The organism is Paraburkholderia sp. C35, from assembly GCF_003121405.1.
GTDB lineage: Bacteria > Pseudomonadota > Gammaproteobacteria > Burkholderiales > Burkholderiaceae > Paraburkholderia.
The window spans coordinates 1-15,828 of sequence record NZ_QBUY01000064.1 but is presented as its reverse complement, the minus strand read 5'-3'; the positions used below and the strand labels follow the sequence as shown (position 1 = coordinate 15,828).

At 62.8% G+C, this 15,828-nt stretch carries 10 protein-coding genes and 2 pseudogenes; 4 read left to right on the top strand and 8 right to left on the bottom strand.

Annotated elements, in window-relative coordinates; genetic code table 11:
- Nucleotides 1-66: 66 nt before the first annotated feature.
- On the bottom strand, nucleotides 67-1,068 hold the full coding sequence (locus tag DK391_RS28870; RefSeq protein WP_109481420.1) for a fatty acid desaturase: 1,002 nt from the start codon (nucleotides 1,066-1,068) through the stop codon (nucleotides 67-69).
- Nucleotides 1,069-1,086: 18 nt separating this feature from the next.
- Nucleotides 1,087-2,142: a sugar ABC transporter substrate-binding protein gene (locus DK391_RS28865; protein WP_109481419.1), complete on the bottom strand. Its 1,056-nt coding sequence runs from the start codon at nucleotides 2,140-2,142 to the stop codon at nucleotides 1,087-1,089.
- Nucleotides 2,143-2,292: 150 nt separating this feature from the next.
- Here DK391_RS28865 and DK391_RS28860 point away from each other — a divergent pair, with 150 nt between their 5' ends.
- Nucleotides 2,293-3,324 carry a LacI family DNA-binding transcriptional regulator gene (locus tag DK391_RS28860; RefSeq protein WP_109481418.1) on the top strand — a complete coding sequence of 344 codons (1,032 nt, stop codon included), beginning with the start codon at nucleotides 2,293-2,295 and terminating at the stop codon, nucleotides 3,322-3,324.
- Nucleotide 3,325: 1 nt separating this feature from the next.
- On the opposite strand, the gene DK391_RS28855 is transcribed toward DK391_RS28860, so the two are convergent.
- The gene (locus DK391_RS28855; RefSeq protein WP_109481417.1) at nucleotides 3,326-4,204 is read right to left on the bottom strand and encodes a LysR family transcriptional regulator; all 879 of its coding nucleotides are present in this window, start codon (nucleotides 4,202-4,204) and stop codon (nucleotides 3,326-3,328) included.
- 111 nt (nucleotides 4,205-4,315) lie between these two features.
- Between DK391_RS28855 and DK391_RS28850 the strand changes: the two genes are divergently transcribed.
- Nucleotides 4,316-4,741: a VOC family protein gene (locus DK391_RS28850; protein WP_109481416.1), complete on the top strand. Its 426-nt coding sequence runs from the start codon at nucleotides 4,316-4,318 to the stop codon at nucleotides 4,739-4,741.
- A 49-nt stretch (nucleotides 4,742-4,790) separates the two neighbouring features.
- Here the strand turns inward: DK391_RS28850 and DK391_RS28845 are convergent, their stop codons facing one another.
- The 5 genes from DK391_RS28845 to DK391_RS28825 all read right to left on the bottom strand — a co-directional run bounded on the left by DK391_RS28845 (nucleotide 4,791) and on the right by DK391_RS28825 (nucleotide 12,697).
- Entirely contained in the window at nucleotides 4,791-8,297 is a 3,507-nt protein-coding gene (locus DK391_RS28845; protein ID WP_109481415.1) for a DNA-binding protein, read from the bottom strand.
- A gap of 341 nt (nucleotides 8,298-8,638) precedes the next feature.
- Nucleotides 8,639-9,727: an ABC transporter ATP-binding protein gene (locus DK391_RS28840; protein WP_109481414.1), complete on the bottom strand. Its 1,089-nt coding sequence runs from the start codon at nucleotides 9,725-9,727 to the stop codon at nucleotides 8,639-8,641.
- A gap of 56 nt (nucleotides 9,728-9,783) precedes the next feature.
- Nucleotides 9,784-10,659, bottom strand: a complete 876-nt coding sequence (locus tag DK391_RS28835) for an ABC transporter permease (RefSeq protein WP_109481413.1) — start codon at nucleotides 10,657-10,659, stop codon at nucleotides 9,784-9,786.
- On the bottom strand, nucleotides 10,659-11,603 hold the full coding sequence (locus DK391_RS28830; RefSeq protein ID WP_109481412.1) for an ABC transporter permease: 945 nt from the start codon (nucleotides 11,601-11,603) through the stop codon (nucleotides 10,659-10,661). Before DK391_RS28830 ends, DK391_RS28835 begins: the two co-directional genes overlap by 1 nt.
- Nucleotides 11,600-12,697 (bottom strand): extracellular solute-binding protein, encoded by a 1,098-nt coding sequence (locus DK391_RS28825; RefSeq protein ID WP_109481411.1) that lies wholly within the window; start codon nucleotides 12,695-12,697, stop codon nucleotides 11,600-11,602. Before DK391_RS28825 ends, DK391_RS28830 begins: the two co-directional genes overlap by 4 nt.
- Nucleotides 12,698-13,413: 716 nt before the next feature.
- On the opposite strand from DK391_RS28825, the pseudogene DK391_RS28820 reads away from it, so the two are divergent.
- Nucleotides 13,414-14,634 (top strand): annotated as a pseudogene (locus tag DK391_RS28820) (filamentous hemagglutinin N-terminal domain-containing protein); the annotation flags it as partial.
- Nucleotides 14,630-15,679: pseudogene (locus DK391_RS28815) on the top strand (ShlB/FhaC/HecB family hemolysin secretion/activation protein); the annotation flags it as partial. The pseudogenes DK391_RS28820 and DK391_RS28815, both read left to right, overlap by 5 nt.
- Between the last annotated feature and the right edge of the window lie 149 nt (nucleotides 15,680-15,828).

Sequence of the window (15,828 nt, the reverse complement as noted above, 5' to 3'; positions counted from 1 at the left end):
AGCGTGCAGCAACAGACATCGCGCCGCTTTACTCATGCGGCGCGATGTCCTTCAAACAGAGCGCTCTCACGCAACAGCACCACCCCGCTTCCCAACCGGCAACTCGCGCACAACGACATACTCCGGATCGCGCCGCTGCTTCGCGAAGATCGTCAAGATTTCGCGCCACGCCGACCATAAGCCCGGATAGGGCTTCGGCATCTGCGAAGCGAGCGCCTCATGAAAAGCAGGCAGCGCATGGAACGGCACGCTCGGAAACATGTGATGCTCGATGTGGTAATTCATGTTCCAGTAGAGAAAGCGCACCACCGGGTTCAGTTTCACGGTACGGCTCGACACGCGATGATCGAGCACGTTCTCCTTCAAGCCCGTATGCTGGGTCAACGCGCAAAGCTCATGCAGCCAGGTGCCGTAAGCGCGCGCCACGAAGAGAAACACGACGGGCAGCCAGCTATGCGCCAGCACCGCCCACACGAACACCGCGACATAACACGCCAGCAGCACGCGCGAGTTATCGCACATCTTCTTGTACTCCGCTTCAGGCACGACTTCCTTCGCGCCCTGCGTGACGATGCCGAAGCTATGCAGAAAGATCGCCTTGAGAAACTGCATGCCATGCGATACACGCACGAAATCCGTCACCAGCTTGATGTAGCTATGTGGCCTGCTCTTAAACGCCAGTTCCGGATCTTTATACGGCGCCGCCGTCAAATGAGTGTACGTGTGATGCTTCGCATGCAGCCAGCGGCTATACACCTGCTCGCGCCATGACATGAAGCAGATCACCCAGTAGACGGCTTCGTTGAGCCAACGCGTCTTGAACACGGTGCCATGTCCCAGTTCATGCGCGGCGGCCTCGCTGAACGCGAACGCGGTGCCATACAGCAGGAACGCGGGAATCACCCATACTGTGCCGAGCGACAACCATGCAAGCGCGCCCGTCGCGACAACGAGTGCGAAGAAGCCGCCCGCCTGCACGAGACCGCGCGCGTCGGAGCGCGTCGAAAAATCCTTCAGCGCCTTGCGGTCGATCTCGACGCGGTGCCATGCGTTCATGTCGATGTTCATTGCGTTGTCCTCGAACGGTTAGCGATACGAGCCTGCGTACTTCTGCACCGGCGCGATGTTGTCCTTCGTGACGAAGCTCGGCCCGGAACTCACCGTCGATCCCGTATAAACCGGCTTCAGATCGTATTTGGCGAGACGGGCGGCGACCTTCGTATCGCTTTTCAAGGCCGCGACGATGCGCGAGGGATCATTGGTCTTGTCGCGAATCGCAATCGCCATGGCCGCTACGGACAGATAACCCTGCAAATAAGGCTGCTGATCGATCGCGAATGCAATCTGCCCTGCCTGGATCGACTTGAGAATGTCAGGCGACAGATCGAAGGTTGCGACGTAGATCTTGCCGCTCAGGCCCGCGTCTTTCACGCCGCGCAACACGCCTGTCGCCTGATCGGGACCGAGCGCGAGAATCGCCTGCGTGCCGGGATGTGACCGCAAGTAGGCGGCCACTTTGCTTTCGATCACCGTCGGATCTTCGCCGCTATCCATCGTCGATTTCTTGTAATCGACGCCGAGCGCATCGGCGAAACCCTTGCAGCGATCCCACAGCGCCTGAATATCCGCACCGTGATTCACGCACAGAAAATCGTGAATGCCGGCAGCTTTCGCGCGCTCGCCTGCGGCCTTGCCCGCTTCGTATTCGGGCTGACCGATATGCATCAGTGCACCGAGCTTCATGCCCGCATCCGGTCCGCCGTTGATCGTGACGATCGGAATGTGCTTGGCCTTCACGCCCGTCAAACCCTTCTGGATCATCTCGAAGTTCGGCACCGTCGTGATCACGCCCGAGTAGTTGCGCGCTGCCGCCTGCTCCAGAATGCGCACCATGTCGCCCGTATCGCCCGTCGGCGGATTGCGGTAATCGACAGGCACGTTGAAGTCTTCGCTCGCATCGCGCATGCCGTTCTTGACGGTGTTCCACCAGACATTCGAATCCGAGCCGTGACTGACCATCACGAAGCGCTCATCGGCGGCGGCGTTGTTGGCCGCGATGCCGCTGACGAGCGTCAGCGCCGCGAGCGCGGCAGCGATTCCTCTGACCGCGCGCTTCGCCGCGCGAAATGTGGGTTTGTCCATGACGGTTGTCTCCTGACAGGGAATTGGAATATCGGAACGCCAGGTCTTTATCGATCACGCCTGTTCGTTTTCCGTGGTTAAAATCTAGTTGATCGAATCTCCGCTCTCAAACGGTTTATTGAGGATATTTCCTCAAACGGAGGCAACCGTATGAACGTCCGACGCAAGCCGACCATGGAAGATGTCGCGAAGGCATCGGGTGTCAGTTACTCGACAGTGGAACGCGTGCTGAACGGGCGTGGCGGTGTCGCGCGCGAGAAGGAATCGCGCGTACTCGAGTGGGCGCGCAAGCTGAAAATGGACCGCGCGCTCGATGAGGTGTCGGTGCGCTGGCTGCGTATCGCGATCCTCACGCAGCAGCCTTCGTCGCCGTATTACGTTGCGCTCCAGCAAGGATTCGAGCTTGCGCAGAAGTCGTTCGAGACTCATCGCGTGGTGTGTCACCTGACTTTCTTCGACGATCTCGAACCGCAATCGCTGGCGGCTGTGATCAATCGCGCATCGCAGAAGGCCGACGCGATGATCGTCGTCGCGTACGAACATAGCGTGGTGGTCGAAGCGATTTCGCGTGTCGCCCGCAAGATTCCTGTCGTCACGCTGGCGAGCGATCTGCCCGATACGGGACGCCTTGCGTATGTCGGCATCGACAACCGCTGCGCGGGGCGAACGGCAGGCGAACTGATGGGCCGCTTCATTGGCCGCGACGGTGGGCAGGTCATCGTGATTGCAGGCTTGCGAACCTATCTCGGTCACGAGGAACGCGAAGCCGCGTTCCGTTCGGTGATGCGCCGCAAGTTTCCCGCGTGCGAAGTCGTGGCGACCGTCGAGAGCCGCGAGGACGAAAAATCCACTGAGCGTCTCACGCGCGATGCGTTCAAAAAGTACCCGGATTTGCGCGGCATCTACAACCTGTCGGTTGGCGATGAAGGCATTGCGCGTGCGTTGAAAGCGTTGAAACGCGAGCATTCGACCGTGCTCATCGGCCACGAACTCACGCCCATCAGCAGAGCGTTGTTGATAGAAGGCGTGATGGATGCCGTGCTGGACCAGAGTCCATTCGTCGAAGCAGTGCGCGCCGTCGAAGCGATACTCGGCCACTACAATCGCGGCGCACCGTCAGGCCTGCCGCTGCAAACACCGATGTCGATCTATCTGCAGGAGAATCTGCCGCCCGCTGCATGAATCAGGCGGGCTTTTTGCGCGCTTGCGCATCGATCAATTGCAGCAAGGTCTTCACGGGTTCACTCAGATGTTGCGGCGCGCGATGCACGAGGCCGATGTCGCGATGAAACGTGTGATGCCCGAGATCCACAGCGCGTACTTTCGCGGGCCAACGCCGATACGTCGCAGTTTGAGGCACGATTGCCACGCCGACACCGTTCTCCACCAGCCTGACGATCGCTTCGAGTTCGTCAAGCTCGCACACTTCGCGCACCGTGAAGTGCATGCGGCGCAGAAAGCGGTCCACTTGCCGGCCACCAAACGAAGCACGGTCGTAGCGGATAAACGGCTGCTCCGCGAGCAGTTCCGCCCAGTCCTTGCCTTTCACGCCGCGCGGCACGATCAGCCTGAATGGTTCCTGCGCGAGCGTGGTCCACCGCAGATCGCTCTGAAACGAAAACGGCGGACGGATGATGGCAGCAATATCGATCTCGCCAGCATCGACCAGATTGACGAGTTCCATCGAAAGACCGGGAATCACGCGTGTCCTGCAGCCTGGACATTCCACATGAAAGCGCGCCAGCGCATCAGGCAGCAACGAGCGCTGCACCGACGCAATCGCGCCGATATTCACGCGTACGGTCGAGGTCGTATCCGCTGCAGTCGAACTGAGATTGTTGTAAAGCCTGACGACTTCCTGTGCCTGCACGAGAATCTGCTGACCTGTCGCATTCAGGCGCGCGGTGCGCCCTTCGCGGTCGAATAGCGCAAAGCCCATTTCCGCTTCGAGCCGCTGCATCTGCGCGCTGACGGCCGCCTGCGTCAGACCGATGCGATGACCCGCAGCAGCGAAGGTGCCTTCCTGCGCAACGGCGATCAACGTTTTCAGCTCGCGGATCATTGATCAATTCCATTTGTATTTGATGAAATTATATATTGATTTTATTTTTCAATTCCGCCGCTTACGATACGCGATAAAGCCTGCAAGCGCCCCACACATGGAGAACCATCAGTGAGTCTTTCCCCTTTTCATCTGGCCATTCCCGTCTATGATCTGCCCGCCGCGCGCGACTTTTATGGCCGCGTTTTCGGCCTCGAAGAAGGCCGCTCCAGCACGCAATGGGTCGACTTCAATTTCTTCGGGCATCAACTGGTGATTCACGAGCATCCGAAGACGGCGTCGCAAGAGAGCGTGCACAGCAATCCCGTCGACGGGCACGACGTGCCCGTGCCGCACTTCGGCGTCGTGCTCGCGTGGGATCAATGGGAAGCGCTGGCGGAGCGGTTGAAGACGTTCGGCACGAAATTCGTGATCGAGCCGTATATCCGCTTTCAGGGGCAGGTCGGCGAACAGGCAACCATGTTCCTGTTCGATCCGTGCGGCAATGCGCTGGAATTCAAGGCCTTCAAGGATATCGGCCAGCTGTTTGCGAAGTGAGGCTGATGCGCGCGGCCGGGCCGCGTCGCATCGTGTTGCTTCGCGTCGCTCAGCCTTCCACTTTCGACATCACAGCCGTCGCCGGATCGTACTGATAGCCCTTTTGCGCCAGTTGCTGGGTCATGGTCGCGCCGATGAGTTTCTTCTGCGCTTCCCGGAACACCAATTCGTGATCGGGCTTCAGACGCTCCAGTTCGAACGACAGCCTGCGCAGCAGCGCGACTTCCCCGGTGCTGCGCGCGTCGATGAAAAGAATCTTCTCGTTTGCCTGATCGAGCCGCTGCTTGATGTCCTTCGCGTAGGTCACCCACTGCTCGGCGTTCGCGCGCAGGTCGTTGTAGGCCTTGTTGTGCGCCTTCGACTGAGCCGCGATCTGGCGTTGCAAGGACGCAAGCTCTTCCGTGACATCGGCGCCGCCAGCCTGCTCGCCGCCTTGCGCCGGGGCGGTCTTTTCGCGTTGGCTCTCGGCCAGACTTTGCGTGAGTTCGGCCGCGCGCTGTTCGGCGGCATCCGCGCGCTCTTTCGCGGCAAACGCGTCTTGCGTCGCGCGCGCCAGTTCGGCGCTGGCGGCTGTCTGCGATTCGCCCATCGCGCGGATCTGCGCGCGGGTCTCGTCCAGTTCGCGTGTGACGCGCTGCAATTCCTCCAGATGAGTCGAGCTCGCGTCGCTGTGCGCGGCAACGGCATCGCGCTCGGCTGCAAGGCTTTGCGCGGCTTCCGCCGCTTTCTGTTCAGCCGCTTGCGCCCTTTGCTTTGCCGCCGACAATTCGTCCGCCAGGCGCGCCAGTTCGGCGCTCGCCGATATGTGCGTATCGTTCAGTTCGTCGATTTGCCTGCGTGCGTCCTGTAGTTCTTGCGTGACGCGTTGCAACTCAGCGCTATGGGATGCCGCTTCGTTGCTGCGCGCCGCCGCGGCTTCGCGTTCCGCCGCGAGGCTCTGCTCGAGTTCGGCCGCCTTGCGTTCGGCTGCGCCCGCGCGCTCTCTGGCGGTCGACGCGTCTTGCGTGACGCGCGACAGTTCCGCGCCGGCAGCCGCCTGCGCGTCCGTCGATGCGCTGGCCTGTTTGCGCGCTTCGTCGCGCTCCGATGCAAGAACCTGCTCCAGTTGCGCGGCGCGCTGTTCGGCGGCATCGGCGCGTTGCTTCGCGGTGGATGCGTCCTGCGCGGATTGCGCCAGTTCGGCGCTCGCCGCCGTATGCGCTTCGCTTAGCGCGCCGATCCGCTGACGAGCCTCTTCGAGTTCGCTCGTGACGCGTTGCAATTCGTTCGCTTGCACCGACGCTTCGGCGTTTCGCGTGGTCGCGGCCTCGCGTTCGGCAGCGAGTTCCTGCTCCAGACGCGCCACCTGCTGGGCATTTGCGTCTGCACGGCTATGTGCCGCGGATGCGTCCTGGGCCACGCGCGCCAGTTCATCAACCGCGGCCGCTTGCGCTTCCGTATGCGCCTGCTTCAATGCATTGACCTGATTGCGCGCTTCGTCGAGTTCGTGCGTAGCGCGCTGCAAGGCTTCGGCCTGAACCGCGGCTTCCTGGCTGTGCGCCGCTGCGCTTTCACGCTCGGCGGCCAGGCTCTGCTCCAGCTGGACGGCACGTTGACCGGCAGCATCGGCGCTTTCTTTTGCGGCAGCAGCTTCCTGTTTGACGCTCGCGAGCTCGGCGTTGACGGTCGCTTGCGTCTGCGTGAGCGCGCCGATATTCGCGCGTGCTTCGTCGAGTTCCTGCGTGACGCGCTGCAATTCGCCGGTGCGTGCCGCCAGCGCGTCACGTTCGCCAGCCAGACCTTGCTCGAGTTCGGCGGCGCGTCGCTCGGCAGCATCGCCACGCTCTTTCGCGGACGATGCCTCTTGCATCGTCGCGTCGATCTTCAGACGTGCCTCATCCAGTTCATGCGCGATGCGTTGCCGCTCCTCGTTTTGCGCCGCCGCCGCTGCGCGCTCCTGCGACAGGCTCTGCTCCAGTTCCGCGACGCGCTGCCCGGCCGCTTCCGCCCGTTGCTTTGCCGCCGAAGCGTCCTCCGTGATCCTCGCGAGTTCGGCCGTCGTCAGGCTCTGCGCCTCGCTCAGCGTCGCGATCTTTGCGTGAGATTCTTCCAGTTCGGTGCGCAAACGCTGAAGCTCCTCGCTTTGCGCCGCTGTCGCCTCGCGTTCGACCGTCAGGCTCTGTTCCACCTGCGCGGCCCGCTGTTCGGCCGCGTCCGCTCGCTGCGTCGCCGCCGATGCATCCTGCGCCACCCGCGTCAACTCAGCACTCGCGGCGGCTTGCGCCTGAGTCAGCGTATCGGCGTGTGCCTTTGTCTCGTCCAGTTCATGGGTGACGCGCTGCAACTCGTCGCGCTGCGCCGCTGTCGCCTCGCGTTCTACTGTCAGGCTTTGGTCCAGTTGCGACGCGCGCTGCTCGGCAGCCGCCGCGCGTTCGCTCGCATTCGAAACATCCTGCGTCGCGCGCGCCAGTTCCGCGGCGGCGAGCGTCTGCGCCTCCGTGAGCGCAGCGTCCAGATGCGCCGCGCGCTGCTCTGCGGCGGCCGCGCGTTCGCTCGCGCTCGAAGCATCTTGCGTCGCGCGTGCCAGTTCGGCAGCGGCCAGCATCTGCGCCTCGCTCAGCGCGCCGATTTGCGCACGCGATTCATCCAGCTCCCGGCCGACGCGCTCCAGCATGTTGCGCTGTTCCGCCGCGTCGGCGGCATGTTCGAGCGCGGCATCGCGCTCCGACGCAAGCGCGTTGCGGGTATCGCCCAATTCGGCTTCGAGCGAGACGACGCGCGCCGCGCTTTCGTTCGCCTGCGCTGTGGCGGCATCCGCGCGTGCCACCGCTGCGCTTGCCTCCTCGGACCAGCGCTGCGCTTCTTCCGCTTTTGCCTGGCAAGCCTCGTCGAGTGTCGTGATCTGCCGGCGCGCATCGTCGCGCTCACGGCCAACCCGGGCGATTTCCTCGTTCTTGGTGGAGACCGTCGAGGCGAGCCACTCGTTGGCCCGATGCTGATCTTCCAGCGTGTTTTGGACCGATACCAGCTTCGCTTCGCTCGCCGTGGCGCGCGCGACCATGACGCCGGCGTTCGCCTCGGCGGCCTCGGCGCGCGCCGTGACGGTCTCCAGTTGCACGCGCGCCTGCGCCGCCGATTCCTGCAGCGCAACCAGGTCGCGGCGCAAGGTGTCCAGCCGCTCGCGGCCGGTTTCGACCTCTTCGCCCGTCTGCTGGTACGCAGCCAACGCCTCGTCGCGCTCCCGGCGCGCCGCGGCGAGCTGCTCGCCCGCCGCGCCCAGACCCTCGTTCAGCACCCGCCCGGCGTCGTCCTGGGACGCGGACCAGATGCGGCGCGCGGCCTCCATCAGGTTTTCCGCCAGTTCGCCCGGCAGCGCCTGCTGGGCTTGCGGCAACGGCGTCTGCGGGTGACGCGCGTCGCGCCAGCGTTGCAGCGCGGCGGCCACGGCGACAATCGAGCCGCTGCGGACTTCCGCCCAGATGGTGACGGGGGAAACCAGACGGCCTTCTTCGGTCATGCGGTCTGCAATGGCTGCGACCTGCTCATCGGTCATAGTGGTGTCTGCGTCTGTGGACATATGCGCCTCAGGAATCAACTGGCCAGGCGAACGGCAAAATTTCCGATACGTTACTACGATCAGAGGGTTTCGCGATGAAAGAAGCGTGCCAGAGAGGGCATGGAAGCGGCGCAGGATGCCGGTTCAGGAGCGATTCGACGGGATGAGGGAGGCCGGTTTGGGGCCGCGCGGGCGTGTATAAGCTAACGGCCGGGCGAGCGGCGCGACCACTCCCGCCCGAGGGCAACCGCGAAATGAGCGGCTACAACCAGGCGAGCCTGGATTGATTTTCCGCAAAGGCGGGCGCCACGGCTCGTCAGGTTAGCGTGACGCGCGCCGCACCCGCCGTCAGCCAGAACGCATCAAGCCGCAGCCTGAGGCGCGCGAGCCGCGATCAGCTTGCAAGCCTGCGCCGGCAGCGCCGCAAGCACCACCACGCCGGGCGCAAGCCCCGGCACTTCGCGCGGGGTCGTGGCGGCTGTCAGCGTGAAACCCGCGCAATCGATGGTCGCTTCGAGCGAGGCGCCCACGTCACGGATAAAGCGCACCGTGCCGCGCACGCTATTCGACTCGCCCGCGCCCTGCCCGGCGCCCACCTGAAGGTGGACATCCTCGGGCCGGATCAGGAGACGGATGTCGCCGGATGCCTCCGGCACGCGCTCCGGGTTGGCGACGGTGATCTGCTGCCCGCCCGGCAGGCGCACCTTGCCGCTCTCGCCGTTCGTCACGGGCAGGATGTTGCCAAGGCCGATAAAGTCCGCCACGAACTCGCTGACGGGATCCCGGTAGATATCGAGCGGCTTGCCGACCTGTGCGATGCGCCCACGCTCCATCACGACGATCTCGTCGGCCATCGTCATCGCTTCGCGCTGATCGTGCGTGACCATGATGGTGGTGATGCCGAGGCGCTGCTGCAGCAGCCGGATCTCGATCTGCATTGCCTCGCGCAGCTTGGCGTCTAGCGCCGACAGCGGCTCGTCGAGCAGCAGCAGTTTCGGCGACGTCGCAATCGCGCGCGCGATGGCCACGCGCTGCCGCTGGCCACCCGACAGCCGCGTGACGGGACGCTCCGCCATATGCGGCAACTGGATCAGTTCGAGCAGCTCGGCGACGCGCTTCGCCTGCTCGCTCTTGCCCGTCTTGCGCAGCTTCAGTGGATACGCGATGTTCTCGGCCACCGTCATGTGCGGAAACAGCGCCAGCGACTGAAACACCATGCCGAAATCGCGCTGGTTGGCACTGACGTGCGTGATGTCGCGTCCGGCGAACATCACGGCGCCCGAGGTCGGCATTTCCAGCCCGGCGATCATCCTCAGCAGCGTGGTCTTGCCGCAGCCCGACGGCCCCAGAAAACACACCAGCTTGCCTTCGGGAATGGTCAGGTCGACGTTGTCGACGGCATGCGCAGCGCCGAAGCGTTTGGTGACGGACTGCAGCGTGAGATGAGTCATGACGGTTTCCAGTCGGTGTTTCCAGCCTGTGTGGCGACATTGCGGACACGGCGCAATCAGAGCGCAACGCCCTTGTCGCCAACCAGTTTTTCGAGCAGCCAGATCAGCGCAAAGTCGATCGCGACGACGCACACCGCGAACGAGAACACGGTCGGATCGAGCGACGACACCGTGCGGCTATACAGCCAGACGGGCAGCGTCATCGTATCGATGCCGTAGAGAAAGAACGTTACCGTGAATTCGTTGAACGAGATGATGAACGCGAACAGCATGCCCGCGAGAATGCCCGGCCGCATGAGCGGCAACACCACGTCGATGAGCGCGCGCCGCGGGGTTGCGCCCATCACGTAGGCCGCTTCTTCGAATTCCGGCCCAATCGACGCCACCGACGCCGCGCAGTTCTTCACGGTGAACGGCAATGCGAGGATCACATGCGCGATGATCAGACGGAACACGCCGAGTTCGACGGGCAGCACGTTGAACACCAGCAGCAGCGACAGCCCGAGCATCACCAGCGGATAAACCAGCGGCAACGCGACCAGTTGCTCGACCAGCCGCTTGCCGCGAAAGCGGTAACGGCTCAGCGCGTAAGCGGCGGGCGCCGAAACGAGCGTCGCGATGATCATGGTGGAGACGGCAACCAGCAGACTCGTGCCGAGCGCCGCGCCCATCGACAACGCATCGCTGGCATCGGGCGAAACGAAGGTGTGCCACGCCGTGCGATACCACCGCAGGCTATAGGCGTGCGGCGGAAACTCCAGTGTATCGGCGGCACTGAACGACATCGTGATCATCGTCAGAATGGGCAGCGCGGCGAGGAACAGCACGACGGCCGCCATTAACGCCGCGACCTTGCCGAGCCGGCCGGGCAGCGTAGGAGACGCGCCCAGCATGCGCGAAGGATTGCGCGACAATGCGCCGGGTGTGCTCATCAGGCAGACTCCTCCAGCCGCCGCATGCGTCGCAGCAGCCATTGCGAAAGCGCCATCAGCGACAGCGTGGCCACCATCAGCACGACGCCCGATGCCGACGCGGCAGGCCAGTTCAGCAGCGGCGAAACCTGGTCGTGGACCAGCACCGCGAGCATCGGCACGCGCCGGCCGCCGAGCAGCAGCGGCACCGCAAACGCACTCGCGTTGTACGCGAACACGAGTAGCGCGCCCGATACGATGCCGGGCATCGCGAGCGGCAGCACGATGTCGCGCATGGTTTGAAAGCGGGTCGCGCCGAGCGTCGCCGCCGCCTCTTCATACGAAACGGAGATCGCGCGCATGGCGCTGGACATCGGCAGCACGGCGAGCGGAAACGCCGTCTGGATCAAGCCAAGCAACACCCCATGCTCACGATAAAGCCACATCACGGGACGCGACACGAGACCGCTGCCGAGCAACGCATGATTGAGCAGGCCCGCGGGACCGAGTATCACGAGCCAGCCGTAACCCTGCAGCAGCAGATTGACGAGCAGCGGCAGCAGCACGCCCGCCAGCAGCAGGCGCCGCATGAAACGCGATTCGGTGCGCGCCATCGCGAGCGCGACGGGAATGGCCAGCAGCACCGCAAAGATCATGCTCTGAAAAGCGAGCCGCAACGTGAGCCACAGCGACCGCAAGAAATAGCCGTCGGCGAGATCGACGTAATTCTGCAGCGTGTACGCCCGCCACTCATTGCCCGACACGCCGAAGCTCATGCGCACCACGACGAGCGCGGCGGCGGCAAGTACAGCGAGAAACACGAGGATCGGCGCGAGCAACAGCCACGGCCTTGCCCGCGTGCCGCCCACACTGTTCGCGAGGTCCGCGCGAGACGCGCCTGACGGTGCTGCCGCAGCCACGTCAGCGCGCCCGCGCCGCGAAAAGAGCGCGGGCATGCCGTTCATGCCGAGAAGATGTCCGTGTAGCGTTTGATCCACGCGGGTTGGACGGCGGCGAGGGCCTTGTCGTCATGCAGCACCGCCTTTTCGGCGATCTGTTTCGGGCTTGGCACGAACGCGCGGCTTTCGGCAGGAATCACGGCCTTCGAGTTGACGGGTCCGTTCATCACGTCGGCGGCCATGCGGCCTTGCACGCCTGCATCGAGCGAATGGTTGATGAACGCGTGGATCAGATCGGCATCGCCGGGATGCGACTTCGGAATGACGGTGAACATCAGTTGGGTCGCGAAGCCCTCTTTCATCCCGTAGGTCACGCCCATCTTGTACTCGGGCTTGCGAATCTGGTCGGGGAAAAATGCCGGCGAATAAATGCCGCCGATATCGAGCGAACCCGTGCGGAACAGGTCGGCGACCTGATTCGGGTTTTCGCCGAGCGTCATCACATGGTCTTTCAGTTGCGCAAGCTTCTTGAAGCCCGGCTCGATATTCTGCTGCGAACCGCCTGCGAGCTTGGCCGCGATGATCGCGAGATCGACGGCTTCAGCCCACTCGGGCGGCGGCAGGAACAGGCGGCCTGCGTACTTCGGATCCCACAACGCTTCGTACGAATCGGGCGCCGTCTTGACCGTCGACGTGTTGTAAATCAGGCCATCCGACCACAGCAGATAGCCGACGCCGAAGCCATTCGCGCCCGTGCGGTATTGCGGCGCGACATCCTTGAGGTTCGGCAGCTTGTCGAGGTCCGGCTTGACGAGCAGGCCGGCATCGCCGAGACCCGAAGCGCCGACGCCCGCCAGCGTGATCACGTCATACGTGGGACGGTCGCCCGCCGCCTTGACCTTCGCGACCATGCCGGAGGTGCCGTCGGCGCGGTCCGCGATCACTTTCGCGCCCGTCTTCGCCGTGAAGGTTGCAGCGATGTTGCGCAGCGCGGCCGTGCCCGTATCGTCGGACCAGGTCAGCAGGCGCAGCGTCTTGCCGGAAAAGTTCTGTTGCTGCTGGGCGCGGACATTGATGAACGGCATCGGCAACGTCGACGCTGCGAGCGCTGCGCCGATTGTCTTGATCGCCTGCCTTCTGCCCCGTTTGATGTCTTGCATGACGGTCTCCTGATGAACAATCGATGTCCACTGCCTGTCTCACGTTGCATTGCGGCATGGTGTGAAGGCTTACGCGACAACCGACTGTAGGTTTGCCAATATCACGCAACAAGCGAAATCTGCGCATGCAGAGCATGTCAAAAACTCATGGAGGCAGGTGGGCGCGCCGCGCCCGTGTGGTTCTCCACTGATCAATGCACCATGCGGGTGCTGCTGCCTTTTTCTGGTTCGTTACTGATAGCGTAATCGACGTGGTCGCTATTTCAAGTGATGTGGTTTGGGTTTTCGTGGGCCAACCCGTTGCGCCGTCTCCCGCCCCCGACATTGGTGCGCGATCTGCAATGAAACGCGTTTGCTCCTGCCTGCGCACAACTTGAAGAGGCGATCAGGCGTGAGAGGACGTCCGGTATGCCGAGGGTAATCCCTTTGCTGTGATTGAGCGCGTCGGTAAGGACATTGGCTAACGGATGGCCACACGATCCGCCGGTCTTTGCCACCTACCGCTCGCGGATGCATTCGGTTGAAGGACATATCACGGAGCCGCCATGAACAGAGGCGGTTTGTCCTCCTATCCGACGGACTTTTCCTACCACGCAATCAGATAACACTGATTTTGTTCGATATGTTGTTTCTGTTTGAAACGTGACAGTTATCAACCATTTTTCGGGATGAGTAGCGATAGGCTTGCAGGTCATTTATTAAGCAAGCCGAATAAAGTGAACCAACAGAATTACAGACTGGTTTTCAGCCGGCTGAGGGGAATGCTTGTCGCCGTCGAGGAAACGGCCACGGCGACAGGTAAAGCGGGAGAGACACGCGCGACGGGTCGCGTATCTGGAACGCGGAACATATGTGTGTCGCTACATCAGCTTGCGCTCTCTGCCCTGCTAGCACTTGCACCGCTCCTGGCGGTCGCGCAGATCGTACCTGGCGGCTCACATGCGCCTGGCGTCGTCACGACGCAGAACGGTATCCCACAGGTCAACATCAACAAGCCTGCTGGTTCGGGCGTGTCGATGAACACCTATAACCAGTTCGATGTGCAGAAGAACGGCGCGATCCTAAATAACTCGCCGACCATCGTCAACACGCAGCAGGCTGGGTACATCAACGGCAATCCGAACTTCGGGCCGAACGATGCCGCGCGCGTGATCGTCAATCAGGTCAACAGCAATTCGCCTTCGCAGTTGCGCGGCTATCTGGAAGTCGCGGGCCAGCGCGCGCAGGTCGTTATCGCGAATCCGAACGGGCTGATGATCGATGGTGGCGGCTTCATCAATACGTCACGCGCCACGCTCACGACAGGTACGCCGAATTTCGGCACCGATGGATCGCTGTCGGGATTCAACGTCACGGGCGGCAATATCACCGTGCAGGGCGCGGGCTTCAACGGCGCGAATATCGACCAGGTTGATTTTCTGGCACGGGCGGTACAGGCGAATGCCGCGATCTACGCGAAGAACCTGAACGTCGTGACGGGTCCGAATGCCGTCGACTACAACACGCTTGCCGCCACGCCTGTTGCGGGCAGCGACGCTATGTCCGGCGTGTCGATTGACGTGAGCAATTTGGGTGGGATGTATGCAAACCGTATCGTGCTGGTCGGTACGGAGAACGGCGTCGGCGTGTCGAACAAGGGCGTGCTGGCAGCACAGGCCGGTGACCTGATCCTGACCACACAGGGCAAGCTGGTGCTAGCCGGTGAGACCAACGCAAGCGGGAACATCAAGGCGAGCGCGCGCGATGGCATCGACAACAGCGGCACGACCTACGCGCTGCAAAGCGTCAGCGCGAACACGGCGGGTGCGCTTACCAACAGCGGCACACTCGCCGCGCAGCAGAACACCACGATCAGCGCGGGCAGCGTCGCATCGACGGGGACGCTCGGCGCAGGCGTGAACGGTGACGGCACGATTGCCGGTTCCGGCGCGCTGGACGTTCGTCGTATCAGCCGACAACTCGGGAACAAAATCAACGGGCAAGTGGCAAGGCAACATGAGCCTCGGCATCGACAATCCGCTCGGCCTGAACGACGTATTCACAGTCGGCGCGAACCAGGATCTGTCGTTCAACAACAAGGCACTCGGCTCGCACGGTTTCAACGGATCGTATTCCGTGCCATGGGGCTACTGGACGGCAACGCTGTCGGGCAACACGAACACCTATTACACGAACATTGCCGCCGTGAACGATACCTTCGTATCGAGCGGCAACTCGCAGACAGCCGCCTTCAGGATCGCGCGCGTGCTTTCGCGAAGCCAGGCCGACGTATTTGGCGCATATGTCCAGCTATCGAAGCGCTTCGGCGAGAGTTTCATCGAAGGCACAACGATCCCGATTCAGGACCGCAACAACACCTTCATCGAGTTAGGCACGACCGACCGTCATTACTTCGGCGGCGCGCAGTTCGACGGCACGCTCGCCTACCGTCAGGGCATTCACGGCCTGGGCGCGACAGGCGACCCGAACCCGAGCCTGTACAGCCCGAGCGACCAGCCCTCACTGCACCCTACCTACCTGTACAAGATGGCCATACTCGACACAAACCTGTCGATACCATTCGCCATCGCGTCACAAACCTTCCGCTACGTGACGACATTCCACGGCCAGTTCACCAACGACCTGCTGTTCTACATCGACGACCTGACCATCGGCAGCCGCTACACAGTACGCGGTTTCGACGGCGAAACAATGCTCGCAGCAGAGAAGGGATTTTACTGGCGCAACGAACTGCAATGGCCCATCTTCCAGACGGGCCAGACGCTCTACGCAGGAATAGACTACGGACGCGTGTTCGGGCCAAACACAGCAATCCTGAAAGGCACTCAACTCGCAGGCGCGGTAATTGGCATTCGCGGCGGCATACCAGCAAAGTATGCGGGCCTGTCCTACGACCTGTTCGCGGGCACGCCCATCTACAAACCAGCTGGATTTCCGACCGCACGCGCAACAATCGGCGCACAGGCAACGATGCAGTTCTGACTACACCGCACCCACTCACGACCGGGCCAGGCCACACCATATCCCGGTCGCCACATCACATCGAATCACCCTTCCCCAAACCCCGCCGACAACCCACTCGCCCGCAGCCCCCTCGCCCTCCCCGCGCGGTCTCTTATCCACCTCTCCGC